This window comes from Ruminococcus sp. YE71, assembly GCF_900119155.1.
In the GTDB taxonomy this organism is placed as follows: domain Bacteria; phylum Bacillota; class Clostridia; order Oscillospirales; family Ruminococcaceae; genus YE71.
This window is the reverse complement of sequence record NZ_FPIR01000004.1, coordinates 172232-196173: the sequence shown is the minus strand read 5'-3', so window position 1 is coordinate 196173 and position 23942 is coordinate 172232. Positions and strand designations below refer to the sequence as shown.

At 53.1% G+C, this 23942-nt stretch carries 22 protein-coding genes and 2 tRNA genes; 16 read left to right on the top strand and 8 right to left on the bottom strand.

What is annotated here, in order from left to right:
- Positions 1 to 10 precede the first annotated feature (10 nt).
- Positions 11 to 1441, bottom strand: a complete 1431-nt coding sequence (locus BT142_RS05450; RefSeq protein WP_072417197.1) for an ABC transporter substrate-binding protein — start codon at positions 1439 to 1441, stop codon at positions 11 to 13.
- A gap of 390 nt (positions 1442 to 1831) precedes the next feature.
- On the opposite strand from BT142_RS05450, the gene BT142_RS05445 reads away from it, so the two are divergent.
- Positions 1832 to 4021: an N-acetylmuramoyl-L-alanine amidase family protein gene (locus BT142_RS05445; RefSeq protein WP_072417196.1), complete on the top strand. Its 2190-nt coding sequence runs from the start codon at positions 1832 to 1834 to the stop codon at positions 4019 to 4021.
- A gap of 207 nt (positions 4022 to 4228) precedes the next feature.
- On the opposite strand, the gene BT142_RS05440 is transcribed toward BT142_RS05445, so the two are convergent.
- From BT142_RS05440 to BT142_RS05410, 7 genes are all read right to left on the bottom strand, one after another.
- Entirely contained in the window at positions 4229 to 5134 is a 906-nt protein-coding gene (locus tag BT142_RS05440) for a hypothetical protein (protein ID WP_072417195.1), read from the bottom strand.
- A gap of 15 nt (positions 5135 to 5149) precedes the next feature.
- On the bottom strand, positions 5150 to 6517 hold the full coding sequence (gene mgtE, locus BT142_RS05435) for a magnesium transporter (protein WP_072417194.1): 1368 nt from the start codon (positions 6515 to 6517) through the stop codon (positions 5150 to 5152).
- A gap of 110 nt (positions 6518 to 6627) precedes the next feature.
- The gene (gene ybaK, locus BT142_RS05430) at positions 6628 to 7104 is read right to left on the bottom strand and encodes a Cys-tRNA(Pro) deacylase (protein WP_072417193.1); all 477 of its coding nucleotides are present in this window, start codon (positions 7102 to 7104) and stop codon (positions 6628 to 6630) included.
- Between the two features lie 65 nt (positions 7105 to 7169).
- Positions 7170 to 8288: a DUF4317 domain-containing protein gene (locus BT142_RS05425; RefSeq protein WP_072417192.1), complete on the bottom strand. Its 1119-nt coding sequence runs from the start codon at positions 8286 to 8288 to the stop codon at positions 7170 to 7172.
- A 133-nt stretch (positions 8289 to 8421) separates the two neighbouring features.
- Entirely contained in the window at positions 8422 to 9060 is a 639-nt protein-coding gene (locus tag BT142_RS05420) for a hypothetical protein (RefSeq protein ID WP_072417191.1), read from the bottom strand.
- A gap of 95 nt (positions 9061 to 9155) precedes the next feature.
- Positions 9156 to 9231: transfer RNA gene (locus BT142_RS05415), tRNA-Gln, on the bottom strand.
- Between the two features lie 29 nt (positions 9232 to 9260).
- Positions 9261 to 9335, bottom strand: a tRNA-Gln gene (locus BT142_RS05410).
- Between the two features lie 341 nt (positions 9336 to 9676).
- On the opposite strand from BT142_RS05410, the gene mscL reads away from it, so the two are divergent.
- From mscL to BT142_RS05330, 15 genes are all read left to right on the top strand, one after another.
- On the top strand, positions 9677 to 10144 hold the full coding sequence (gene mscL, locus BT142_RS05405) for a large conductance mechanosensitive channel protein MscL (RefSeq protein ID WP_072417190.1): 468 nt from the start codon (positions 9677 to 9679) through the stop codon (positions 10142 to 10144).
- A 137-nt stretch (positions 10145 to 10281) separates the two neighbouring features.
- On the top strand, positions 10282 to 10560 hold the full coding sequence (locus BT142_RS05400) for a hypothetical protein (RefSeq protein ID WP_072417189.1): 279 nt from the start codon (positions 10282 to 10284) through the stop codon (positions 10558 to 10560).
- Positions 10561 to 10728: 168 nt separating this feature from the next.
- A complete protein-coding gene (locus BT142_RS05395) occupies positions 10729 to 12306 on the top strand; it encodes an ATP-binding protein (RefSeq protein ID WP_072417188.1) in 1578 nt (525 codons plus the stop codon).
- A gap of 209 nt (positions 12307 to 12515) precedes the next feature.
- Positions 12516 to 13058, top strand: a complete 543-nt coding sequence (infC, locus tag BT142_RS05390) for a translation initiation factor IF-3 (protein ID WP_207645635.1) — start codon at positions 12516 to 12518, stop codon at positions 13056 to 13058.
- Between the two features lie 23 nt (positions 13059 to 13081).
- Positions 13082 to 13279, top strand: a complete 198-nt coding sequence (gene rpmI / locus BT142_RS05385) for a 50S ribosomal protein L35 (RefSeq protein WP_072417187.1) — start codon at positions 13082 to 13084, stop codon at positions 13277 to 13279.
- Positions 13280 to 13345: 66 nt separating this feature from the next.
- On the top strand, positions 13346 to 13699 hold the full coding sequence (rplT, locus tag BT142_RS05380; RefSeq protein ID WP_072417186.1) for a 50S ribosomal protein L20: 354 nt from the start codon (positions 13346 to 13348) through the stop codon (positions 13697 to 13699).
- Between the two features lie 63 nt (positions 13700 to 13762).
- The gene (locus tag BT142_RS05375) at positions 13763 to 14560 is read left to right on the top strand and encodes a TrmH family RNA methyltransferase (protein WP_072417185.1); all 798 of its coding nucleotides are present in this window, start codon (positions 13763 to 13765) and stop codon (positions 14558 to 14560) included.
- A 232-nt stretch (positions 14561 to 14792) separates the two neighbouring features.
- Entirely contained in the window at positions 14793 to 16013 is a 1221-nt protein-coding gene (locus BT142_RS05370) for a DNA-processing protein DprA (RefSeq protein ID WP_072417184.1), read from the top strand.
- A 50-nt stretch (positions 16014 to 16063) separates the two neighbouring features.
- Entirely contained in the window at positions 16064 to 18166 is a 2103-nt protein-coding gene (gene topA / locus BT142_RS05365) for a type I DNA topoisomerase (RefSeq protein WP_072417183.1), read from the top strand.
- 231 nt (positions 18167 to 18397) lie between these two features.
- Positions 18398 to 19717: a methylenetetrahydrofolate--tRNA-(uracil(54)-C(5))-methyltransferase (FADH(2)-oxidizing) TrmFO gene (gene trmFO / locus BT142_RS05360; protein WP_072417182.1), complete on the top strand. Its 1320-nt coding sequence runs from the start codon at positions 18398 to 18400 to the stop codon at positions 19715 to 19717.
- A 332-nt stretch (positions 19718 to 20049) separates the two neighbouring features.
- Positions 20050 to 21060 (top strand): phosphate acyltransferase PlsX, encoded by a 1011-nt coding sequence (gene plsX / locus BT142_RS05350; RefSeq protein ID WP_072417180.1) that lies wholly within the window; start codon positions 20050 to 20052, stop codon positions 21058 to 21060.
- Positions 21057 to 21755 (top strand): ribonuclease III, encoded by a 699-nt coding sequence (gene rnc, locus BT142_RS05345; protein ID WP_072417179.1) that lies wholly within the window; start codon positions 21057 to 21059, stop codon positions 21753 to 21755. The genes plsX and rnc overlap by 4 nt, the downstream gene beginning before the upstream one ends.
- Positions 21752 to 22759 (top strand): elongator complex protein 3, encoded by a 1008-nt coding sequence (locus BT142_RS05340; protein ID WP_072417178.1) that lies wholly within the window; start codon positions 21752 to 21754, stop codon positions 22757 to 22759. Before rnc ends, BT142_RS05340 begins: the two co-directional genes overlap by 4 nt.
- A 162-nt stretch (positions 22760 to 22921) precedes the next feature.
- Entirely contained in the window at positions 22922 to 23260 is a 339-nt protein-coding gene (locus BT142_RS05335) for a hypothetical protein (RefSeq protein WP_139182181.1), read from the top strand.
- Between the two features lie 22 nt (positions 23261 to 23282).
- On the top strand, positions 23283 to 23930 hold the full coding sequence (locus tag BT142_RS05330) for a YhfC family glutamic-type intramembrane protease (protein ID WP_072417176.1): 648 nt from the start codon (positions 23283 to 23285) through the stop codon (positions 23928 to 23930).
- The last annotated feature ends 12 nt before the right edge of the window (positions 23931 to 23942 follow it).

Here is a 23942-nt window from a genome sequence, read left to right as displayed (position 1 = left end):
TGCTGTCATATCATTCTTTAGATGCGATATACGACGAGATCGCGGCGTTTATCGTCTTTAACTCACTTTCGACCGTCGGTCCCCATGTCTCTCTCAACTCAGCCCATGTGTACCTGTGACCCGAATCGTCGGTGTTGTTCGTGTACTCGTACAGCTTTCTTGTTACGCAGCTGCCGTCCTCGTTGGAGTTGTCGTCCGACAGCGTGCCCGAGATGCCGTAGCCGTAGTCGAATATCTGCTTGTAGTCGGTGGAGGATGCGTCAACTATTACCTGGTACATCTCCTCTGTCCAGTGGGGATTGGCGTTGAGGAACTTCTCCTTGCCGTTCTCCTTGTACTCGTCGCTGGTGGCAGCCATGCGGCAGCACTCGTACCATGTCTTTACAGCTTCCTTCTTGGTGCTGCCCTTTACCCACATATATGCGGTCATTGCGGAGGACATATACTTCTCGTCGGTGTTCGGGTCGGAAGGCATGGGCACAATGCGCCAGTCGTCGCCGTCCTTGGGACCTGCGTTGCCCGTCATTGCCCATGTGCCCATTACGTAGAAGAGCACGTTGCCGCCCTTGAGGGTGGCGCTGGCGCTGCCCGTCCACTCGTTCAGGATGTAGCCGTTCTTTGCCAGGTCGTAGAGCATATTCTCGGCACGCTCGATGTCGGGGTCGTTCAGGTTGGAGGTGAACTGGTTGTTCGCCTTGTCGTAGTTTATCATCGTCTTGCCCGTCTGCTGGATTATCTGGGTGTTGAACCAGCCGTTCACGCCGTAGCGGATATCGTCGCCCGTAGCGTTGGAGCAGAAGGTGTCGATGATGTCCACCCAGTTGTTCCAGTTCCACTCGCCGTTCTTGTACAGCTCGTAGGGGTCGTCGAGACCCTCGCTCTGGATGAGGTCATAGTCGTACATCATGAAGGTGGTGGGCTCGAAGGAGATAGGCGCAACGTAGTGCTCGCCCGCCATCTCGAACTGGTCGGCGGTCTCCTTTGTGTCAGCCCACAGCGGATCGTCGAAGCTGACGATGCTGTCAACGGGCTGGTACATATCCTTTACCACCTGGCAGGGGAATGCCAGCCACTCGTACTTGAAGATGTCGGGAACGTTCTGCTTGGACATGATAGCCGCCGCCAGCTTGTCAAACTTCTGGCTGTCGATTACCTGATCCCATACGACCGTACCGCCCTTGTTGTTGAAGAGGGACATCTCTACCGATTTGTCCTTGCCCTTTGCGGGGTTGAGGTCGTAAGTGCCCATCCAGCGTATCTCGGTCTCTGCGCCCTCGGGGATAGCGTCTATCTCGCTGGTGTCGTTTACCACAACGGTCTCGACCTGCGAAACGTCCTCGCCCGAGGAAGTTTTAGAGGAGCTTCCGCAGCCTGCCGCACCGCTCACCGAGAGGATAGCCGTGAGGAACGCCGCTGTTCTCTTGATGTTTCTTTTTATCATATGATTACCTGACCTTTCCAAAGCCGTCGCGAGCCTGTGTAAAATACTTATAAATCACCATTTTATCGGCTCTGATCACTATACCATAGTTAAATTATAGACTAATTTACTCGGGATGTCAATATACATAAAAGACAAATTCCACACCGATATTTATGCACCATGCAACAAAAATCGATTAAGTTTTGTGCATAAACCATCAAATGTGATTATTTTATTAAATGTAAAAATAATCGCTGTCACATAGTTTCAAATATTTACAAGCGCGGCGGTTTCTGCGGAATATTTGTCGGTTTTCTGAAAATTGGATGCAGAGACTTGAAAAAAAGACGGCGGTGTGGTATAATAATACCGTACACGCATTTTTGACCAAAAAGGGACACAGACGATATGAGTATAAACAGACATCTGACCGCCTTCACTCTCCGCTCTCACGGGTCGAGACTCACGGCGGCGCTGGCGTCGGCGGCCTGCACGATAGCGGTCGGCGCAGGTTTCATGTACTATTTTGATTACAGTCTCAACCGCTCACCGGGATGGCACACGGGTGAGGACGGCACTTACTACATCGTCCGCACCACCCACGAACGGGCAGTGGGGCTCAAACTCATCAATAACGCTTCCTACCTCTTTGACAGCGACGGCTACATCCTCAAAGGCTGGCAGGAGTATGAGGGCAATACCTACTACTTCGACGATATGGGCGTTATGCAGAAGGGCATAATCAAGATAGACGGCGAGGAATACTACCTCTCGGACGAGTCGGGCATCTTCAAGACGGGATTGCAGGACTTCAACGGCGAGGAATACTTCTTCAACGACCACGGTTTTCCCGACGCGGGCTTCGACAGCGACGGCAAGTATTACTACGACGCTTACGGCAAGCGTCTGCTGGGTCTGCGCGAGATAAACGGCATGACCTACTACTTCTTCGAGTCGGGGAAGAAAAAGGGTCAGCGTGCCACGGGATTTACCGAGATAGACGGCAATATGCACTATTTCGCTTCGGACGGTCACATGGTCACGGGAAAGGTCGTTATCAACGGCACTATGTACGACTTGCAGGATAACGGCGTACTGTTCACGGGCTGGGCAAAGGACGAGACGGGTAAGTTTATTTACGCCGATGAGGAAACGGGCGCGTTCGCACAGGGCTTCAGCGAGATAGACGGCAAGAAATACTACTTCGACCAGGAATACCACATGGTCAAGGGCTGGCAGCATATTGGCGACAACAGCTACCACTTCAACGAGGTGGGCGAGATGACCATAGGCTGGTTCGAGGACAACGGTAATAAATACTACTTCCTGTCGGACGGCAGGGCGGCGAAGGGCTTCATCAAGGTCGGCTACGAGTACTACTACTTCGGCGACAACAACAAGCTCTGCTACGGCTGGCACCAGTTCGACGGCGGTACTTACTATTTCGGCGAGGACGGCAAGGTTTGGCAGGGATTCCTGAACACGGGCGACAGCGTCTACTACTTCGACCAGAAGACCCACCGCGCGGCGACGGGTCTGACCCACACCCTGCCCTACAACGACGAGCTGAGGGCTGACATCAAGCAGTTCCGCAAGGACTACAAGCTGATGCAGAAGTATCAGCAGATGGAGACCGACCCCGACGTTAAGCTGACCGACTCCGAAGCCGCACGCATCCGCGAGCTGAACAGGACTTACCTGCGCGAGGGCTCGTATGAGGCGAACGTCATCACGGCGTACAACAAGCTGGGGGACAAGCTGTTCTATCAGCACCTGTTCGGCACAGACCATCTCATCAAGGTCGGCTGGCAGACGGTCTCGGGCTTCAAGTTCTATTTCGACCCCGTTACTGGCGAGAAGCTGACAGGCTGGCAGACTATCGGGGGCAAGAAGTACTACCTCGGTCAGTTCGGTCTGTGCGTTTCGGGAAATGTCACGATAGACGGTAATCAGTACGAGTTCACAAAGGACGGTTCTCTGCCCGCAGGCATCACCAAGACCGACGACGGTATACGCTGTGCCGAAGGCGACGGCTGGGTCATCAACGATTTCCGAAGCGACAAGAACAAGACTTATTATTTTGACGGAAGCGGATATGCGGTGACAGGCTGGCACGAGATAAACGGCGCGATGTATTACTTCAATTCCAACGGCGTTTTGCAGACGGGCATCCAGAAGAACGGAAGCGCGATATATTATATCACGGCAGGCGGCTCTGTGAAGAACAGATGGGTCAGCACCGACAGCGATACGACCTATTATTTCGGAAGCGACGGCGTTGCGGTGGCAGGCTGGAACGAGATAGATGGTATCTTCTATTATTTCGGTTCCGACGCGAAGCTGAAAAACGGCTGGCAGACCATCGACGGCAAGACCTATTATCTCGAAAAGGGCGCACAGCTGCGCGGTCCGTTCTCCATCGGCGGCATCAAGTACCTGATAGGCGACGTGGGCTACGTCAAGGAAGGCTGGGCAACATGGAACACCCAGCGCTACTACACCACCGAATCGGGCGTAAGATACACCGACACCGACATGGAAATAGAAGGCGTTACCTACCACTTCGACACCGACGGCGTAGCAACGGAAGTGCCTTGACGGGCAGAATTTACCTGGTGAAGACCCTTCGCCTTAGCTTCGCATGGCAGGAAAAAATGGTTCTCCCAAAAATATTTGAGTAAGATGGTAATATAGGGTCGGACTTGCTCCGCCGTTTCAATTACGGTTTACGTGTTAGGCTAAGATGAAACATGATAAAAGCCCGGGAGGTCATCCTCTCGGGCTTCGTTTTATCTGTTATCCGGTTTATTTGTATGCGTAGTGACGCACTGTGAAGGTTCCTGCGAAGATGTTTGCTTTGAAGTAGATTACGGAGAGTTTTCCGTCCTCGGGCTTCAGTTTAACGGTCTCGCTGAGGATGGGGTTGCCCTCGCAGTTCTGGTCGGCGTAGCCGAAGGTCTCGGCGGTGATGGTCTTGATATCCTTGTTGAAAACAGCAGGGATGACAGCGTGGCGGTTCTTGTAGTAGTAGACGGTGTGCTGTTTTCCCGACGTGAGTCGGAACGGGGTATCGTCGGCGTAGCTGACAAGGACGTTTGCCTTTGCTATCTCAAGGGGCACGACCTTCATGGAGTATTTGCCGAGAAGCTGTTCCGCGAAATTTCCGAACTCGTAGAACTTAGCCTCGTCGAAGTCGCTGCCGAGTTCTTCGATCTTATCGAAGAGCTCGTTTTCGAGCATTTTTCTGACCCTTGCGGTGCAGATGGTGGACAGCTTTTTTGCAGACATGACGTTGTCGGTTTCCGAGAATTTCTTCGATGCGCTGAAAAGGCTGTCGAGGGTATTTTCGTCCATCAGGTTAACAGCTTCAAGGTACAGCCTGCATCTGTTGCGGGTCTTGTTGAATATCTCCGCAAAATCTCCCACGGCGATACCTTTTCCGAGGTGTGCCAGAACGTTCTCGACGCTCTCTGCAAGAGTCTTTGTATCGGGTTCGTCGCCCGAGTCGTTGACGGTCTTGCCTATCTTCTGCATCAGTTCCTGAGCCTTATCGATGCGTTCCTGACAGCTTGTGGCGCTTTCGGCGATGCTTTCGGGTGAGATGTCGGGGATGATGGTCTGGATAGAATCGCAGTACTTGCATTTTACGATAGCTGACGTGTCGGAAGCGTTAAGGTCGGCACCGCATACGGAACATTTGAACAACAACATAAATAATTACTCTCCTTAAATGCGAATGTGGAAAACAAGAAGTGCTATATTGAAGAATACGAGGGTGGTGGAAGCATCCACTATCGTCGAGATGAAAGGCGCTGCCATGAGGGCGGGGTCTATCTTGACCGCCTTCGCAGCCATAGGCAGTATGCAGCCGATGAGCTTCGACATGATGACCGCCGCGACTATCGCAAGGCTGACGCATATCGCCAGCTTTGTCACCTGCGGGTCGCTGTGGTACTGTATGCAGATACGTGCAAAGTTCACCGCGCCGAGTATTATAGCGACTATGACCGAGATGCGGAACTCCTTGAAGATGACCTTGAAGAAGTCTTTCAGCTCTATCTCGCCGAGGCTCATTCCGCGGATGACCATAGTCGAGGTCTGCGAACCGCAGTTACCGCCCGTACCCGTCAGCGTCGGTATCGACGCTACCAGCAGCGGCACCGTCGCGAACGCCGCCTCGTAATGCCCGATGATGACGCTCGAAATGGTCGAGGACAGCATCAGCACGAGAAGCCACATGATACGGTTCTTGGCGTGGATGAACACGGGGGTCTTGAAGTAGCTCTCTTCCGAAGGCTCTACCGCAGCCATGTGCGCGAAGTCCTCGGTGACCTCTTCTTCGATAACGTCCATCGCGTCGTCGAAGGTCACGATCCCGACTATGCGGTTCTCGTTGTCAACCACGGGCAGCGCTACGTAGTCGTACTTCGCAAACTGTGAAGCCACGACCTCTCGGTCCTCGGTGGTCTCGACGGTGATGACGTTCGGATCCATGATGTTGCCGAGCTCTTCGTCGTCATCGGAGGTCAGCAGGTCGAGTATCGAGAGAACGCCGATGAGCTTGCGGTCGGCTTCGGTGATGTAGATGGTGTATACCGTCTCCTTCACCATACCGAGGGAGCGTATCTTCTGAAGCGTCTCCCCGACGGACATATGCCGTTTCATGTATATGAACTCGGTGGTCATCATCGAACCCGCGCTGTCCTCGGGGTATTTGAGTATCATGTTTATCTGCCTGCGCGACTGCGGGTCGGAAGCGTCGAGGATACGCTGAACTACGTTTGCGGGCATCTCCTCGATAAGGTCTACGGTATCGTCGATGAAGAGGTTGTCGATGACCTCTTCGAGCTCGGTATCGGTGAAGCTGTTGATGAGCAGCTCCTTCATATCCGACTCCATGTAGGTGAAAACCTCGGCGGCGGTGTCCTTCGGCAGCAGCCTGAACAGCAACGTGATATCCTTGGTGTCCACCTCTTTGTTATCGTGGAAGCCCTGCATGAGGTCTGCGATATCCGCTTCCTCAAGCTTTGAGAATATTTCCTTTACCTTGCGGAAGTCTCTCGCCTCCACCGCGTCTTTTACGATGTCGTACATTCTTAGCACCTTCTTGTCAGATTGTTTTTTCTATAAGCTATTCTCCTTTTTGATAAGAAAAATAAAAGTGTCTTTGATTAAGCGTCAGATAAATGCTGATATTGTAACTGTCACACGATCAGATCGGCCGACCGTATCGGTATCAGCCCGAACAGGTCATCAGGGGCAAGCTCCACCTGAAAGCCTATCCGTCCGCCGCTGAAAAATATGGTATCATAGGTCTGTGCGGTCTCGTGTATTACCGTCTCGAACTGCTTTTTCATGCCGATGGGGGAGCATCCGCCGTGGATGTAGCCCGTCAGTGGGAGCAGTTCCTTTGACTTTATCATCGCTATCGACTTCTCGCCGACGGCTTTTGCGGCTTTTTTGAGGTCGAGTTCCTCTGCCACGGGCACCATGAACACGAAGTTCCGACCCGATTTTCCCGCCGTCACCAGCGTCTTGAACACACGCTCGACGGGCTGACCCATAGCCTCGGCGATCTCAACGCCGTTGGTGTACTCACCCTCAAAGGTGTATTCGTTATATGAGATCTTCGCCGCGTCAAGCACTCGCATGACGTTGGTTTTCTGCTGTTTTTTAGCCATATAAAAAACTCCGTTTTTAAAAAGATCAGAAAGATGAGCCGCAGTCTGCCGCTCTTTTTCTTATTTCACACGGGCAGTCCGTTGACCGAAACGCTGTCGTCAAGCGCAATAACGAGGCATTTTCTGCCGCCTATCTCCTGAGTCTTGACCTTGTCAACGCTGTCCTTGCCGATGTTGACCGTGATGCCCTCGACCTCGACAACCGTCTTGCGCTCCACGAGGTTCGCGGCGGTCAGCGGCTTGTTCTCGGTGGCGGACTCGAACACCTTCGGGATGTTCTCCAGCTTCTCCTGTGAGATGCCGCAGTCCCACAGTATCGAGTTGAGCTTTGCCGCGTCTACCTGTGCAGGCTCGGTCTCGTGGGTGGACGAATCGACGAAATCGGCTATCTTTTCGTTGACGGTGGTAATGAGGTCGTAGTCAAGCTCCTCGCCCACAACGTTCGAGAGTATCTTCTGGAAAGTCTCCTTCTCCGAAGGCGCGGTCATCACGAACTCGCACCCGAGGAATTCCTCAACCACCGAGATGTTCGGCTTCTTGAAGTTCTTCGCGTAGCACATGACCGCGTTGACGTCGGGAGCGCGCTCGGAGAACACGGGGAAGAGGAAGCCGTCGGTAGGCTTGCCCACGATGCGGTCGCAGGTGGATTTTTTCTCTATCTTCTGGTTCTCGTCGCTGAAAATGAGCCCGTCGAAACGCAGGTCTACGGGGCATATCGCCGTGAGGATGAAGTTGTAGTCGAGGGAGTTGCTGTCCTCTTCAAGGTCATCCATCTTGTTCTTTTTGAGCACCGAGTAGGTGCAGTGCGCCGCGAACACGGCGAAAGTCGATACGTACTCGACCTTCTCGGCGATGCGCTTCAGGAACGCCTCGTTGAGCTCGTCGTCAGCCAGCTTCGAGCCGAGGAGGGTGTAGAGGAATTTCTGCGAGCCGTCCTCTTCGTACTGTTCGTTTGGGAACGGGTATTCGCGCAGGTTCTTTCCCAGCGTTCCCGAGAGAGCCTTTTTGAGGTTCTCCATGATGAGCTCGGCTTCTTCGCTGTCCATCAGGTTGTAAAGCGTGGTGTCCTTATAAACTATGTTCTTTTCCACATCGATGAAGGCTCTGAGCACCTTGCCGATGGTGAAGAAATTGCTCTGGTCGGAGAAGTTCTTCTTTATTTCCGCTATCTCTTTTTTGTTCATGATATGCACCCTTTCGTAAATTGTCAATACCTTATTATTATAACACATTCCCCCGCGGATTTCAATAGCGCAAAGCGTGAAATTTATGCAAAAAAATCCCCCGAAGCAGGTGCGGCGCTTCGGGGGAACGGCTTTACAGTGCGGTACGTTTGGTGAGTGCGGCCTTCGTACATTTTGCGGCTATCTTTTCCTCGATGCCGCTCGGGATGTCCTTCCTCATCATGTAGATGCCCTTGTCGTGTCCGTCCATGAGGACGAAGACGTCGTCCGTCCTGAGCATTTTTCTTATGGCGGTGTAGGGAATGACCTCGATGCCCTTTTTGGTGAACGCCCAGTTGTTCAGGCGGTCATGGCAGGTCAGACAGTCGGAATAGAAAGCGATGTCGCATGACTTGTCCCATTTCTTTTCTGCCTTTGCACCCAGATTTGAGAGAAAGGCGGCGCTTTTCAGGTAGGATTTCAGCGCCAGCGTCAGAGCCGTTCCGATGGGTATCGCGGCGAGCAGGGTGATGAAGTAGGCAGTGTTCTCGTCCTGCCATTTGTCAGCCCCGAGCATCGCGGCGGCTATCATGAGTACGCCCGTCACCGGAAGAAGGATGACAGGCAGGACGTATTTTCTTCTGAGGGCGGAATAACTGCTCAGAAAGGTCTTTTCGCTTATGTTGGTATGCACCTCGGCGAAGGGAGTCTCGCTTGTCTCCGCGAGAAAGACTTCCTCATCAACCACTCTGTACCTCGAATTGTAAATATAAGTTCTTTCGTTCTGCTGCATTTTCATCCCTCACAAACGATGTTTTTGATATTATACCACACATCTGTCGGAAATGCAAGCAAAAAAAGACCTCACAGAAAACTGTGAGGCCATGTTGGCTGCCGCGGAAGGATTCGAACCTACGGAATGGCGGAGTCAGAGTCCGCTGCCTTACCACTTGGCGACGCGGCATTATATATAATGCTTTTCGCTGAATGTCATGGTTGGGATAACTGGATTCGAACCAGCGAGTGAGGGAGTCAAAGTCCCTTGCCTTACCCCTTGGCTATATCCCAGTATCTCAATTGCTCGATTCAGCTTTATTATTATATCACAAGATTTTGAGTTTGGCAAGAGGTAAAAATGATGTTTTACAAAATGTTCACAAATTTCTTTTTGAGGGATATTCCGTCAGCTTTTAAAGGGGAGCCCGACATACGCAAAACGTCGCTCTCACATAGAAAAAACGGCATTTTGTTTCTTCGGCGCTTTTTATGGTAAGATTTTTAATGAAATAATGAGCTGTAATGTGTTGACTTTTTGTGTAAGGTGTGATATAATCTGTTTTGTATGAAAATGGCAGCTGAAATTGCTGCCGTTACACTATTTTTTATTATTTGGGAAGGACGTGTTTTTCATGTTTAAGAAGTTTATGACCGAGTTCAAGGAGTTCGCTCTCAAGGGCAACGTAATGGATATGGCTATCGGTGTTATCATCGGTGCTGCTTTCGGTAATATCGTTACCTCGCTCACCGATAACTTCATCAATCCGCTCATCGCAGTTGTAACGGGCGGCGCGAAGAAGGACGAGAACGGCGTTATGCAGGTAGTCGGCGGTTCGTTCAAGATCAAGGGCGTTGCATTCAATTACGGCTCTTTCATCTCGGCTGTTATCAATTTCGTCGTTATCGCTCTTATCCTGTTCATCATGCTGAAGGCTGTGAACACCGCTATGGAAAAGGCTGCTGCTCTTGCAAAGAAGGAAGAGGAAGAGGCTGCTCCCACCACCAAGGAGTGCCCGTTCTGCTTCAGCGAGATCAACGTTGCGGCTACCAGATGCCCGCACTGCACTTCCGAGCTTGAAAAGGTCGAAGTCAAGGTCTGACGGATCTCTACAGAATAGTACACAGGTCGGCATCGTTTTCGGACGATGCCGCTTTTTTGTCTGAAATCACTTGAAATTCTCTCTGAAATGTGATATAATTGTATAAAAGCAACAAGCACAGAACGGAGGGATGATCTATGAAAGTTTTACAGCTTATCGCAACGGGGGATTATATGGAGTTCCTGCTCTCGGATGAGCGAGCGGTCAGAGTGCCCGGCAAGCTCGTGGAAGGCGGCTTTGTCGGGAAAATGAACGCCAACTGGCTGCTGGTCAGCGGTCTGACTTATTACTATAAACCCATCGGTATTCAGGACATTCAGGGCAGAGTGCGCGAGGAGGAAAAGCCGCAGATCATCGGGGCGGTGTCGGCTTACCTCCGCGAAAACAGCAGCGGCGTCAGCGTGACCTTTGAGTAATGGTCGAATTGTACAAGTTTGATTTATAAAGGTTGTGCAAGCCTACAAAGAATAAATCTGCGGTTGACAAAGTTTTTGCTATATATTATAATTAAATTATGGTGTTTGTGAACGCGGTATCAATTGACGCTCACGAATATGAATCTTCAGACGGAGAGGAAGTAGTATATGAATATTAAAGAAGCCAAGGAGCAGATCGAGTACGCGATCAAGTCGTACCTGCTCAAAGACGAATACGGCGACTATCAGATCTCACTGGAGAAACAGCGTCCGCTGTTCCTGATGGGACCTCCGGGTATCGGTAAGACCGCTATCATGGACCAGATCGCTCAGGACCTCCAGATCAACCTCGTTTCCTACGCTATGACCCACCAGACCCGTGAGTCTGCTATCGGTCAGCCGATGATCGTTAACAAGAACTTCATCGGACGTGAGGTAAAGGTATCCGAGTCCACCATGTCCGAAGTTATCGCGAATATGTACGAGACCATGGAGGAAACGGGCATCCGTGAGGGCATCCTCTTCCTCGATGAGATCAACTGCGTTGACAGATCCATCGCTCCTATGATGCTCCAGTTCTTACAGTACAAGATCTTCGGTAAGCATCAGATCCCCGAGGGCTGGGTAGTTACTACCGCAGGTAACCCTCCCGAGTATAACCACGCTGTTACAGAGTTCGATATCGCGACTCTCGACCGTCTGAAAAAGGTTGACTGCGTAGCCGAGTTCGGCTGCTGGAAAGAGTTCGCGCTCAAGGCTCAGATCCATACTTCGATCATTTCCTACCTCACCATGAACCCCGATAACTTCTACGGTGTTGACCCTGAGGACGACATGATCGAGAAGAAGAAGCTCAACCCCAACGCTACACCTGACTTCGTTACTTCCCGTGCATGGGAAGATATGTCCGCTATGATCGATCTTTACGAGCAGGGCGGTATCCCCGTAGACCTCATCCTTATCGAGCAGTATATCCAGGATCACGATATCGCTGTTGACTATGAGGACTTCTACAACTTCTACAACGAGATCAAGGACGGCTTCGCTATCGACAGCATCCTTCAGGGTCAGGCAAGCGCTGAACTGATGCAGAGAGCAAGAGATATGGACTGGGAGGGCAAGGCTGTTCTCCTCGACATCCTCACCGCAGAGTGCGCAGGCGCTATGCAGTACAGCCGTGAGACTACACGACTCCTTACCGAGATGCTTCCTATCCTCCAGGATGCCTGCGAGAGAATGGGTGAGGGCTTCTCGAACCGTGACGTATTCTCCAACAAGATCATGCAGAGACAGCGTGACCTCGAAAGAATGATAATCGCACGCGTTATCTCCAGCTCCAACAAGAAGGTCGAGCGCTGGATCATCCACCACCTTGAAAATTACCTCGACGTTACTACCGACTGCCGTACCAACAACGCTGCTATCACCAAGGTAATGCAGATGTACGACGAGAAGGTAAGAGAGGTCAAGGGCGTAACTCAGGCGGCTGTTGCGGTATTCTTCAACGTTACCAAGTTCGTTCTGTCCGCTTTCGGCGCAGGCGACGAGCTGAGATCGGTATTCACCAACCTCGGTATGAACGGCAACGCTGTTAAGTTTATCACAAAGTTCGGTCTGGCAGACTTCTGCTCTAACCCGACAGGTCCTCTGCCCGCAGTTGATTACAGTATGTTCGACGGACTCAAGATCAACTACACCGTTGAAGACCCCAGAGAGAGATTCAGAAGAAATCCTCAGCCGTACTAATTTTCAGACTAAAATTCACAAAAAATTTACGACTGCCCCCGTTGACACGGGGGCAGTTTTGTTGTATAATGATTAAGTGGCAAAAGAAGAACACTTCCGTTCTCACCCTCCAGCGCAGTTTGGCAGCGAAAGGGTCGGCACCTCAATAGATTTCACATATTTTTTGGAAATTGTTGCGGACGCGGAAGTTTATTCTGTGTCCGTTTATTTTGTTTTGGAGGTGTACTGTTATTAACAACAAGGATTACAAGATCAATGAGGATATCCGCGACAAAGAGGTCAGAGTCGTAGGCTCGGACGGAAGTCAGCTTGGGATCATGTCCGCAAAGGACGCTCTCGAAAAAGCATACAGCGAGGATAAGGATCTCGTGAAGATCGCGCCTAACGCAAATCCCCCCGTGTGCAAGATCATGGACTTCGGAAAATTCCTTTTTGAACAGTCCAAGCGCGAAAAGGAAGCAAAGAAGAATCAGAAGGTCATGGACGTCAAGGAAGTAAGACTTTCCCCGACGATCGACACCCACGATTTCGAGACTAAGGTCAATCAGGCTATGAAGTTCCTGAAAAACGGCGACAGACTCAAGGTCGAGGTAAGATTCCGCAAGAAGAGAACTCTGGCACATCCACAGTTCGGTGAGGAACTTCTCAAGAAGTTCGCGGAATGCGTATCCGAGGTCGGCGTTGTTGATAAGCAGCCCAAAATGGAAGGCAGAAGCTACGTAATGTTCGTTTCGCCTAAATCGACCAAGTAAAATAATTAAGGAGGATAAATATTATGCCTAAGATCAAGACACACAGCGGTGCTAAGAAGCGTTTTTCCGTAACCGGAAGCGGCAAGGTAAAGTTCCAGCACATCAACAAGAGACACAGACTTACTCAGAAGGATCACAAGAGAAAGAGAATTCTGAGAGGCTCGGCTTACGCTGACGAATCCAATCTCAAGAACGTTAAGGCACTCATCCCTTACAAGTAAGATAGGGCTGTAGTAATCGGTACTTTTAGTAAAGATGTAAGAGGAAATAACAGGAGGTAATTAACTATGGCTCGTATCAAGGGCGCAATGATGACTCGTAAGAGAAGAAATAAGACCTTAAAGCTCGCAAAGGGTTACTTCGGTGCTAAGAGCAAGCACTTCAAGATGGCTAAGCAGGCTGTCATGAAGAGCGGTCAGTACGCATACATCGGCAGAAGACAGAAGAAGAGAGACTTCAGAAGACTCTGGATCACCAGAATCTCCGCAGCTGCAAAGCTCAACGGCATGAACTACTCGACCTTTATGAACGGCTGCAAGAAGGCAGGCATCGCACTCAACAGAAAGATGCTTTCCGAGATCGCTATCAGCGACCCCGCAGGCTTCACAGCTATTGCAGAGCAGGCTAAGGCTGCTCTTTGATCGCAAATACAACGCACAGGCTTTCACGGGCTCTGTGCGTTTTTGCTTATTGAGGTGTAACAGATGCTTATCTCCGCAAAGGATAATCCGAAGATAAAACATTACAAAAAACTCTGCTCCGGCAGGAAATACCGCGCTGAGCAGGGGCTTTTCGCAGCCGAGGGGCTGAGGAACGTGCTCGACCTTATCGCACTTGACGGCATCGAGGTCGAGAGCGTGTTCGTGACCGAAGAGGCTATCGAAAAGTACAGGGGCAGACTGCCCGTCGAGCGGATAGAACAGCTTGGCGAGGGCAGGGTGTTCCGCGTGACCGAGGCGGTGGCTGAAAAGATGTCGGAGGTCGGGCAGACGCAGGGCGCGTTCGCGGTCGTGAAGGCTTTTCACCGCGAGCTGACTGCCGAAGCCGTCAGAGCCGACGGAAAATATCTCGTGCTCGACGACTTGCAGGACCCCGGAAATCTCGGTACTCTGCTGAGGACTTCGGCGGCAGTCGGCATGGATGGGGTCATACTCTCCAACAATACGGTCGATCTCTACAACCCGAAGGTCGTCAGGTCGGCGATGGCGAGTATGTCCTGCGTGAAGGTGTTCATCGAGAACGATTTTTCGAGGGTGACCGACATCCTGCACAGCGTCGGGGTCAGGACCTGCGCGGCAGTTGTGCGCGGCGGCAAAGACCTGAGGTCTGCCGATTTCTCGGGCGGATGCGCCGTCGTTATCGGCAACGAGGGCAGAGGTCTGCCCGATGAACACGCGGATATGTGCAGCGAAAAACTGACGATACACATGAACGGCAGCATGGATTCCCTGAATGCCGCGATAGCAGGCACGATCTTTTTGTGGGAAATGGGGAAGCGATAGAGTGCGGGAACTCTTGGGGAAAGACCCTTCGCCTTAGCTTCGCACGGCTAAAAAAAGGGTTCTTTCCCCAACCCCCCTTCCTGAAATTTTTAATGCTTTTTTGCAAGGGGAGAATATCTATTATAAGTAGTATAGGGCAGGGAGTTTGTTATTCTTCTGTTATTGGGTGGGAACCCTTGCCGAAAAGATGTTCGAGGGACACTTTATATTTGATGAAAAGGAGGGGAGAGTAGTGGAAGAAAAGAATTATAGCGACAGGCGCGTGTACTGGGTTTGGCTCACGATGGTGCTCGGGGCGGCGAATGAGAGCTTCTGGCGGTTGTGCAGAGGTTATCGCTCCATAAGCGACTTTGCCGAGAATGTCAGGGAATGCAGGTTCTCGGACATGAGCGAGGCTCAGTGCGAAAGGGCGCAGTCACTGACTTATGACGACGCCGAAGCACTGATAGAACGCTGCGCAGACGAGAAGGTGCAGGTCGTCATCTTCCGCGACGAATGCTACCCTCAGCGGCTGAAACACACCCCGAATCCGCCGCCCGTGCTGTTCGCAAAGGGCGACATCGGGATACTCGGCGGCAGACGGAACGTTTCGGTGGTGGGTACGCGGACTCCCTGCGACTACTCGCTGAAAGCCGCACGGACGCTCTGCGCCGACCTTGCGCGTAAGGGCGCGGTCATAATCACGGGCGGAGAGGCAGGAATAGATACTGCCGCCGTCGAGGGAGTGCTCGCGGAAAACGGCAGACCTGCCGTACTGCTCGGAAAGGGGATATTCGAGCAGCGCACAAGGGAGGATACCCTCCTTCAGACCGCCGAAAAAGGCGTTCTGCTCTCGGAATACACCGACAGCGTGACCTTCAGGAAGGTCAGCTACGACAGCAGGAACCGCATACTCTGCGGTCTGTGCGATATGGTGCTGTTCATCGAAGCGAGAGCCGACAGCCGCGGACTCAACAACGTAAAACACGCCGAACGGCTCAACCGTCCCGTGTTCTGCGTGCCGCCTGCCGATATTTTCGACACGCGGTTCAAAGGTCAGGAACGTCTGCTGAGACACGGCGCACAGCCTGCATTCGGCGCGGAACAGATACTTTCGCGCTACGGAGAGCTTACGGGCGAGACGGTCCGCAGTGTGAAATTCGCGGATATAAAGACAAATAAGCACAATGAACGGGAAAAAACCGCAGATATGTCTGTTAAAAACGTGAAAAAAGTTGACGAAAGTACGCCCGAGGGCTTGCATAACAGCGAAAAGTCTGCTAAAATAGATATGAGCGGCTTGTCGCAGACGCAGAAATGCATCTGTGAACTGCTCAGCGAAAAGGGTACGCTCCACCTTAATCAGATAGCCGAATCGACGGAAATACCCGTCAGTGAGGTCATGACAGAGCTTACCATGCTTACATTGAAGGGAATGGTCACAGAGCTTCCGGGAAAAAGCTACAGACTGTGACATCGGTGACGGGAAGTCACGGCATTGAGAAAGTATGAGGAGAGGATAGTTTGTCAAATCTCATTATAGTTGAGTCGCCGACAAAGGTAAAGACCATCAAGAGATATCTCAGCGATGATTTCGAGGTCATGGCTTCGAGAGGACATCTTCGCGACCTGCCGAAGTCGAAGCTCGGCGTCGATATCGAAAACAACTTTGAACCCCATTATATAAATATTAAAGATAAGGAACAGATCATAAAAGAGATCAAGAAAAAGGCGAAGAAATGCGACCACGTATATCTTGCAGGAGACCCTGACCGCGAGGGAGAAGCTATCTCGTGGCATCTTGCGCAGATACTGGGTCTTGACCTTTCGGACAAGAACCGCGTTACTTTCAAGGAGCTGACCGCCGCAGGCATCAAGGCGGGCATGAGCGCTCCGAGACAGATAGACATGAACCTTGTGGACGCACAGCAGGCAAGAAGAGTGCTTGACCGAATCGTGGGCTACAAGCTGTCGCCGTTTCTCTGGAGAAAGATACGCAGAGGTCTGTCCGCAGGACGAGTGCAGTCGGTCGCCGTGAAGATGATATGCGACCGCGAGGAGGAGATACGCAAGTTCGTGTCCTCTGAGTACTGGTCTATCGACGCGAAGTTCGCGGCAAAGGGTTCGCGCAGGGCGTTCTCGGCAAAGCTCGAAACGGTAGACGGCGTAAAGCCCGAACTGAATTCGCATGCGGACGCCGACGTTATCTTAAAGCGTCTCGAAGGCGCGGAGTTCACCGTCGCGAACGTGAAAAAGAGCGTGCGCAGGAAATCGCCTGCCGCACCGTTTACTACCTCGACGCTCCAGCAGGAGGCTTCGAGGAGACTTTCGTTTCAGGCAAGGCGCACCATGAAGGTTGCGCAGGAGCTGTACGAAGGTGTTGACATCACGGACATGGGTCCCGTGGGTCTTATCACCTATATGCGTACCGACAGCCAGCGAATCTCCGACGAGGCGAGAGCGCAGGCATACGACTTCATCCGCGGGAAGTACGGCGATGATTACATCCCCGACACCCCGAACAAATACAAGACAAAGGGCAACGCTCAGGACGCGCACGAGGCTATCCGCCCCACTCATCCCGAGCTTACCCCCGACAAGGTAAAGGCGAGCGGCGTCACCGCCGACCAGTACAAGCTGTACAAGCTCATCTGGGAGCGCTTCATGGCGAGCCAGATGTCGAAGTGCGTGATGAACACTATCTCGGCTGACATCGAAGCCAACGGATGCGTGTTCAAGTCGTCGGGTTACTCGGTAAAGTTCGACGGTTTTACCGTGCTTTACGAGGAGACCAAGGAGGACGACGAGCCGAAGAACGACCTTTCGGACATCAAGAAGGGCGACGATGTGCGCCTGAAAGAGCTGACGGGAAATCAGCATTTCACACAGCCGCCCCCGCGCTACACCGAAGCAACGCTGGTAAAGGCGTTCGAGGAGACGGGTATAGGCAGACCTTCGACCTACGTGCCGACCATCACGACGATACTCGCGAGAAACTACGTGGAGCGTGACGGAAAGCAGCTGAAGCCCACTTCGCTGGGCGAGGTCACGAACAGCCTTATGAGCGAGCATTTTGACAAGATAGTTGACGTGAAGTTCACGGCAAACATGGAGACCGACCTCGATAAAGTCGAGAGCGGCGATATGCAGTGGACAGATACACTGCGCGAGTTCTACGGCGAGTTCGAGAAGGAGCTGTCCGAAGCGGAAGAAGCGATGGAGGGCAAGCGCGTGAAAGTCCCCGACGAGGAGACCAATCAGGTCTGCGAAGTCTGCGGAAAGCCGATGGTCATCAAGATAGGCAGGTTCGGAAAGTTCATGGCGTGTACGGGATTCCCCGACTGCACGAACACGAAGCCCGTAGTGCATGAAACAGGCGGTACCTGTCCGTACTGCGGAAAGAAAGTCCTGCTGAAAAAGTCCAAGAAGGGCAAGCAGTATTACGGCTGTGAAGCAAATCCCGAGTGCCGTTTCATGACGTGGGACGTACCGATGGAGGACAAGTGTCCGAAGTGCGGCTCGACGCTGTTCAGAAAAGGCGGCAAGAGCGGCAAACTGGTATGCCATAAAGAAGGCTGCGGCTACGAAAAAGACCTGTCAGGCAGCGACAGCGGAGAAACGAACTAAATAAGAAAAAAGGCGTCCCCTGCACAACTGAGCGGAGACCGCCAGAGAATCAAAAGTCTTTGGAAGGGGTCAAGGGGAGAACCTTTCTTCAGAAAGGTTTCCCCTTGTCGCCGAAGGCACACAGGGAACACCGCTTTGACCCGAAAGAGAGCAAGCGATTCGAGCGAAAGACCCCATAGCCGCAAGGCGAGGATCAAACACAACTCAACCCATAGAAAACAAACAATAACAATGAATGAAACAATAAAAGTAATAGGCGCAGGACTTGCAGGCTGCGAAGCCGCATGGCAGCTGGCAGAAGCAGGCTTGCAGACAGAGCTTATCGAGATGAAACCGCAGAAATTCACCCCTGCGCATAAGTACAAGGGCTTCGCGGAACTGGTCTGCTCAAACTCGCTGAAAGCCGACCGCATAGGTTCGGCGGCGGGTATGCTCAAAGAAGAGATGCGCCGACTGGGTTCGCTGACCATGCGCTGCGCCGAGAAGGCAAGAGTCTCGGCAGGCGGTGCGCTGGCGGTGGACAGACAGGTCTTTTCGGACGAGGTGACCGCACGGATACGCTCGCACCCGAACATCACTGTGACCGAACGCGAGGTGACAGACATCCCCGACGGCCGCGTGATAATCGCAACGGGTCCTCTGACCTCGGACGCGCTGTCCGAGAGCATACGGCGCTTCATCGGTGAGGAGTATCTGCATTTCCACGACGCGGCCGCACCTATCGTCACGAGAGAGAGCATCGACATGGAAAAGGCGTTCTTCGCTTCGCGCTACGGCAGGGGCGACGCCGATTACATAAACTGCCCGATGGAAAAGGACGAGTATGAACGCTTCTATGAGGCGCTGGTACACGCCGAGAGCGCACCTCTGCACGATTTCGACGGACAGGAAAGTGACGGCTTCAAGGTCTATGAGGGCTGTATGCCTGTGGAAGTGCTGGCAAAACGCGGCGCGGACACCATGCGCTACGGGCCGCTGAAACCCGTGGGGATATACCACCCCGTCACGAATAAACGGTATTACGCGGTCGTTCAGCTGAGAGCGGAGAACTCGCAGGGGACGATGTATAACCTGGTGGGATTCCAGACGAACCTGAAATTCGGCGAGCAGAAGCGCGTGTTCTCGATGATACCGGGGCTTGAAAACGCGGAGTTCGTGAGGTACGGCGTGATGCACCGAAATACGTTCCTGAATTCGCCGAAGCTGCTGGACGGACGTTTTTGCCTGAGAGCGGAGCCGAGGATATATTTCGCGGGTCAGATGACTGGCGTTGAGGGATATATCGAGTCGGCGGCGAGCGGTATTTTCGCAGGGCTGAGCATGGCGAGGGACGTTAAGGGACTGCCGCCCGTGACCCTGCCCGAGACGACGATGCTCGGGGCATTGTCTGGGTATATAAGCGACCCGACGGTGACGGATTTTCAGCCGATGGGCAGTAATATGGGCATATTGCCGCCCATGGGAATAAGGATAAAGGGCAAGCAGGAGAGATATGAAGCGCTTGCGCTGAGGGGTCTGAACGACCTGAGCGAAACGATAGCGACTCTGTAACATCAAAAGAAGCGGGCACGCCGGAGACAAGCCGGGTCCAGCGCCGGCATCGCGCTGGTCAGAGTCCAGAGGCGGAAGCCTTTGGTCAAGAGCCCGAGAGTGAAACTCTCGGTTTCGCCGAAGGCGAAAATAAAATCGGCAATCCAAAAGAAACGTCCCAAAAGGCGCACCCAAAAAAATCCAAATCAACCTAAAAAGAACAAACAATTTGCCGATTTTATTTTGGCGAGAGAGCGAAGCGATTCGAGCCAAACACCCCCTCGCTCGCTCAAAAAATACCAAAAACAAACAATAACGAACTAAAGAACACCAACCGCATGGAGGAAAACATCATGAACATAGTAATGGACGCATTCGGAGGAGACAACGCCCCCCTCGAAGTCATCAAAGGCGCGATAGACGCACATAACGATTTCGGTGTTGACATCACCCTCGTGGGCGACGAGCAGAAGATAAAGGACTGCGCAAAGAACAACAGCCTTGACATCTCGGCACTGAAAATACGCCACGCGGATACCGTGATAGATGTCTGCGAAGAACCTACGGAGATACTCAAGGGCAGAAAGGACTGCTCTATGGCAGTGGGAATGCAGATGCTCGCGGATAACGAGGGCGACGCTTTTCTGTCGGCAGGCTCGACAGGTGCGCTCGTTGTCGGCGCGACCATGATAGCAAAGCGCATCAAGGGCATCAAGCGCCCCGCTATCGCTACCATCATCCCGACCGCAGGCAACCCGACTATGCTCCTCGACGCGGGCGCGAACGCTGAATGCCGCCCCGAAATGCTCGTGCAGTTCGCTATCATGGGCAGCGCTTACATGAACAAGATAATGGGCGTTGCGACCCCGAAGGTTGCGCTCGTGAATATCGGCTCCGAGGAGTCGAAGGGCAGACCGCTCGATGTTGAGACTTATCAGCAGCTCATAAATGCACCCGTCAACTTCATCGGCAATATCGAGCCGAGACAGGTGCCGCTCGGAGACGCTGACGTTGTCGTAACAGACGGCTTCACGGGTAATGTAATGCTCAAACTCTACGAGGGTATGGGCAAATTCTTCGGCGGCGAGCTCAAGGGTATGCTCCAGAAGAACAAGATCGCGGCTGCTATGCTGATGCCGCAGGTAAAGGAATTCAAGAAGAAGATAGATTACAGCGAGTGGGGCGGCGCTCCGCTTCTCGGTGCTGCAAAGCCCGTTATCAAGGCTCACGGAGCTTCGGACGCAAAGGCGTTCTACAACGCAGTACGTCAGGCTAAGCTGTTCACAGAGACAGGCGTTATCGGTGAGATAACCGCGGCACTTGCTGAGATGAAAGCAAATGAAAAGAAGGCTGAGACAGAATGACCGAAACTGAGAAAATGGAGGAGCTGCAAAAGCTCATCGGCTACCGCTTCCACGACGAGAAGCTGCTGTATGAGGCACTGTCGCACTCCTCGTTCGCAAATGAGAACAAGAAGTCACGGCGCAGCAACGAGAGACTTGAATTTCTGGGTGACTCGGTGCTGTCGGTCATCGTGTCCGACTATATCTTCAAGCACTTCAAGCAGATACCCGAGGGCGAGCTGACAAAGCTCCGCGCTTCGCTGGTGTGCGAGACTGCGCTGTATGAATTCTCCAAGCGCATACGCCTCGGCGAGATGCTGTTTCTCGGCAGGGGCGAGGAGATGACGGGCGGCAGAGAACGCCCCTCGATAGTCTCCGACGCGTTTGAGGCGGTCATCGCGGCGATATACCTCGACGGCGGCATGGATGCGGTGCGCCCCTACGTGCTGTCCTTCATCCCGAAGGATATTACTCCACAGGGCGGAAAGAGCTTCCACGATTACAAGACGGAATTGCAGGAGGTCATCCAGCGCAATCCCGAAGAGAAGATAGAATACAAGCTCAGCGGCGAGTCGGGCCCCGACCACGACAAGCATTTCCGCGTGAGCGTGATGCTCAACTCCAACGTGATAGGCGAGGGCGAGGGCAGGTCGAAAAAGGCTGCCGAGCAGGCTGCCGCACGGGAAGCACTCAGGCTCATGGGTCTTGAAAAGTGAGCCACTCGAACATCGCGATATTCGTGCCACATATGGGCTGCCCGCACTGCTGTTCCTTCTGCGACCAGCATACCATCACGGGAAGCGTCAGCGTCCCTCATGCGGAGGACGTAAGACGCGCCTGTGAACAGGCGTGGGACGAGGTCAGCGACCGCTCCGAGACCGAGATAGCCTTCTTCGGGGGGAGCTTTACGGCGATACCGAGGGACTATATGACCGAACTGCTCGACGCGGCAAAGCCTTTTGTGGGCGGCGAAGGGTTCCGCGGGATACGCATATCCACCCGCCCCGACTGCATCGACGGCGAGGTGCTCGGACTGCTGAAAAGCTGCGGCGTGACTGCGATAGAACTCGGCGCACAGTCGATGAGCGACAGGGTGCTTGAACAAAACGAACGCGGACATTCGGCGCAGGCGGTGTACAGCGCGTCAAAGCTGATACGTCAGTACGGCTTCGAGCTGGGATTGCAGATAATGGTGGGGCTGTACAAGTCGGATATTGCCGACGAGAGAGCCACGGCACAGGCGGTGCTCGATATCGCGCCCGACACGGTGCGTATCTACCCCGTGTGTGTCCTTGAGGGCACGAAGCTCGCCGAGCTCTACCGAAAGGGCGAGTACAGGCTCATGGACTTTGATACCGTCATCGGCATCGCGGCTGAGGAAGCGGCGGCGTTTTCGGCGGCTGGGATACGGATACTGCGGATAGGTCTGCACGCTTCGGAAGAGGTCGGTTCGGGGCTTGTGGCGGGGTATTATCATCCCGCACTGGGCGAGATAGTCCGCTCGCGAATGATTAGGGACATTATCGAGAAAAACATCCCCGACGGCTGTTCGCGGGTCGAGGTGCGTGTAGGCAAAAGCCTTGTGAGCGCGGCGGCGGGGCATAAGAAATGTAACAGGGAATATTTTGAAAAGCGTGGCATCGGGCTTGAGATCATCCCCGACAGCACGCTTGACAGCAGGCAGATAAGTCTCGGCGGCGAGGTATTTGACTGCGTATAACAGAATTGTCCGTTGACCGCCCTACACTTGTGTTGCCCTAGGTTAACGGACTTATATCATAACGTAAGCAATCAATTCGGGGATTAGTATAAAAGTGGAAAAAAGATGAGAGTTGTCTGGGATTTTCTGAAATACCGTCTTTTTTTGGCGGCTCTTATATTTGTGTTCATATTTTCGCCGCTTGCCGCGCTGTACTGGTTTTTCTGGGGGACGGCGTGGAAGTGCCTGCTTTTTTCGGGCATATTCGCGGCGGGGATAGCGGCGGGTGTGGTCTTTCACATCAAGGCGCAGAAAAAGAACGCGGCGCTTTTCGCGGCGATGCTTTCCGAGCGCGGCAATACGGCTTTACACAGCGAGGAAACTCCGCATGAGGGCAAGCCCGAGAGTTCACCCGACGAGCAAAAGAAAAGACCGCTGTTCAGGGCGGATGTCGTGATAAGCACGGTGCTTGTCTACGGCGCACTTCTTGTTCTTATGGCGGTCATGTCGGCGCATCAGTAACGGCAAAAAGGCAGGGGAGACCATGAAAGACCTGAGTTGTCTGCTGGCAGGGCTGATATGGCTCGCGGAGCCGACTGTCCTGCTGTACCTCTGGCGCAGGAAAACGGGGGCGCTGATCTACCCCGCGTTTATAGCGTTCGGGGTGTGCATACCCGTGTTCATGTTCGCGGCGGCGGTAAGGCTGGGCTTCGAGGGCGAGGTGTCGCTCGGGTATTTTATCAAAAGAGGGCTGCTCTACGGCGTGCTTGAGGAGGGCGCGAAGTTTCTCGCGCTGAAATTTCTCTCCGACCGGTTCGGGAGCCGCCGCGACGCGGTGAGCTATTCGATCGGGCACGGCGCATTCGAGGGTCTGACCGCAGGTCTGACCTGTCTTGGACTGATCGGCACGGGCAGAGCCGCCGGAGATATCCTGCCGGTGAACATATGGTCGGCGGCAGAGGGCGCGGCTTCGTGTGCGGCGCTGACCATCGTGATATGGTACGGGATCGCCGCAGGCAGGTCGCGGCTGACATTGCCGTCGGTGATGCTGATGCACGCCGTCAGCAATATGGCGGGGCATATTTTGCAGTACACCGTCTGGGGGATACCGGTGAGGACGCTTCTCACCGCCGGCGAATGTGCCGCAGCAGTCTGGTGCTGGAAAAGGCTCGCGCCGGATGAGGACGGCTGACATAAAACTAAA

Coding starts and splice junctions, on each gene's coding strand:
- BT142_RS05330 (WP_072417176.1), top strand. CDS start 23,283: ATGAAAGACCTGAGTTGTCTGCTGGCAGGGCTGATATGGCTCGCGGAG.
- BT142_RS05400 (WP_072417189.1), top strand. CDS start 10,282: ATGAAAGTTTTACAGCTTATCGCAACGGGGGATTATATGGAGTTCCTG.
- BT142_RS05420 (WP_072417191.1), bottom strand. CDS start 9,060: ATGCAGCAGAACGAAAGAACTTATATTTACAATTCGAGGTACAGAGTG.
- BT142_RS05445 (WP_072417196.1), top strand. CDS start 1,832: ATGAGTATAAACAGACATCTGACCGCCTTCACTCTCCGCTCTCACGGG.
- BT142_RS05375 (WP_072417185.1), top strand. CDS start 13,763: ATGCTTATCTCCGCAAAGGATAATCCGAAGATAAAACATTACAAAAAA.
- rplT (WP_072417186.1), top strand. CDS start 13,346: ATGGCTCGTATCAAGGGCGCAATGATGACTCGTAAGAGAAGAAATAAG.
- BT142_RS05395 (WP_072417188.1), top strand. CDS start 10,729: ATGAATATTAAAGAAGCCAAGGAGCAGATCGAGTACGCGATCAAGTCG.
- rnc (WP_072417179.1), top strand. CDS start 21,057: ATGACCGAAACTGAGAAAATGGAGGAGCTGCAAAAGCTCATCGGCTAC.
- trmFO (WP_072417182.1), top strand. CDS start 18,398: ATGAATGAAACAATAAAAGTAATAGGCGCAGGACTTGCAGGCTGCGAA.
- ybaK (WP_072417193.1), bottom strand. CDS start 7,104: ATGGCTAAAAAACAGCAGAAAACCAACGTCATGCGAGTGCTTGACGCG.
- mscL (WP_072417190.1), top strand. CDS start 9,677: ATGTTTAAGAAGTTTATGACCGAGTTCAAGGAGTTCGCTCTCAAGGGC.
- mgtE (WP_072417194.1), bottom strand. CDS start 6,517: ATGTACGACATCGTAAAAGACGCGGTGGAGGCGAGAGACTTCCGCAAG.
- BT142_RS05425 (WP_072417192.1), bottom strand. CDS start 8,288: ATGAACAAAAAAGAGATAGCGGAAATAAAGAAGAACTTCTCCGACCAG.
- BT142_RS05440 (WP_072417195.1), bottom strand. CDS start 5,134: ATGTTGTTGTTCAAATGTTCCGTATGCGGTGCCGACCTTAACGCTTCC.
- plsX (WP_072417180.1), top strand. CDS start 20,050: ATGAACATAGTAATGGACGCATTCGGAGGAGACAACGCCCCCCTCGAA.
- rpmI (WP_072417187.1), top strand. CDS start 13,082: ATGCCTAAGATCAAGACACACAGCGGTGCTAAGAAGCGTTTTTCCGTA.
- BT142_RS05450 (WP_072417197.1), bottom strand. CDS start 1,441: ATGATAAAAAGAAACATCAAGAGAACAGCGGCGTTCCTCACGGCTATC.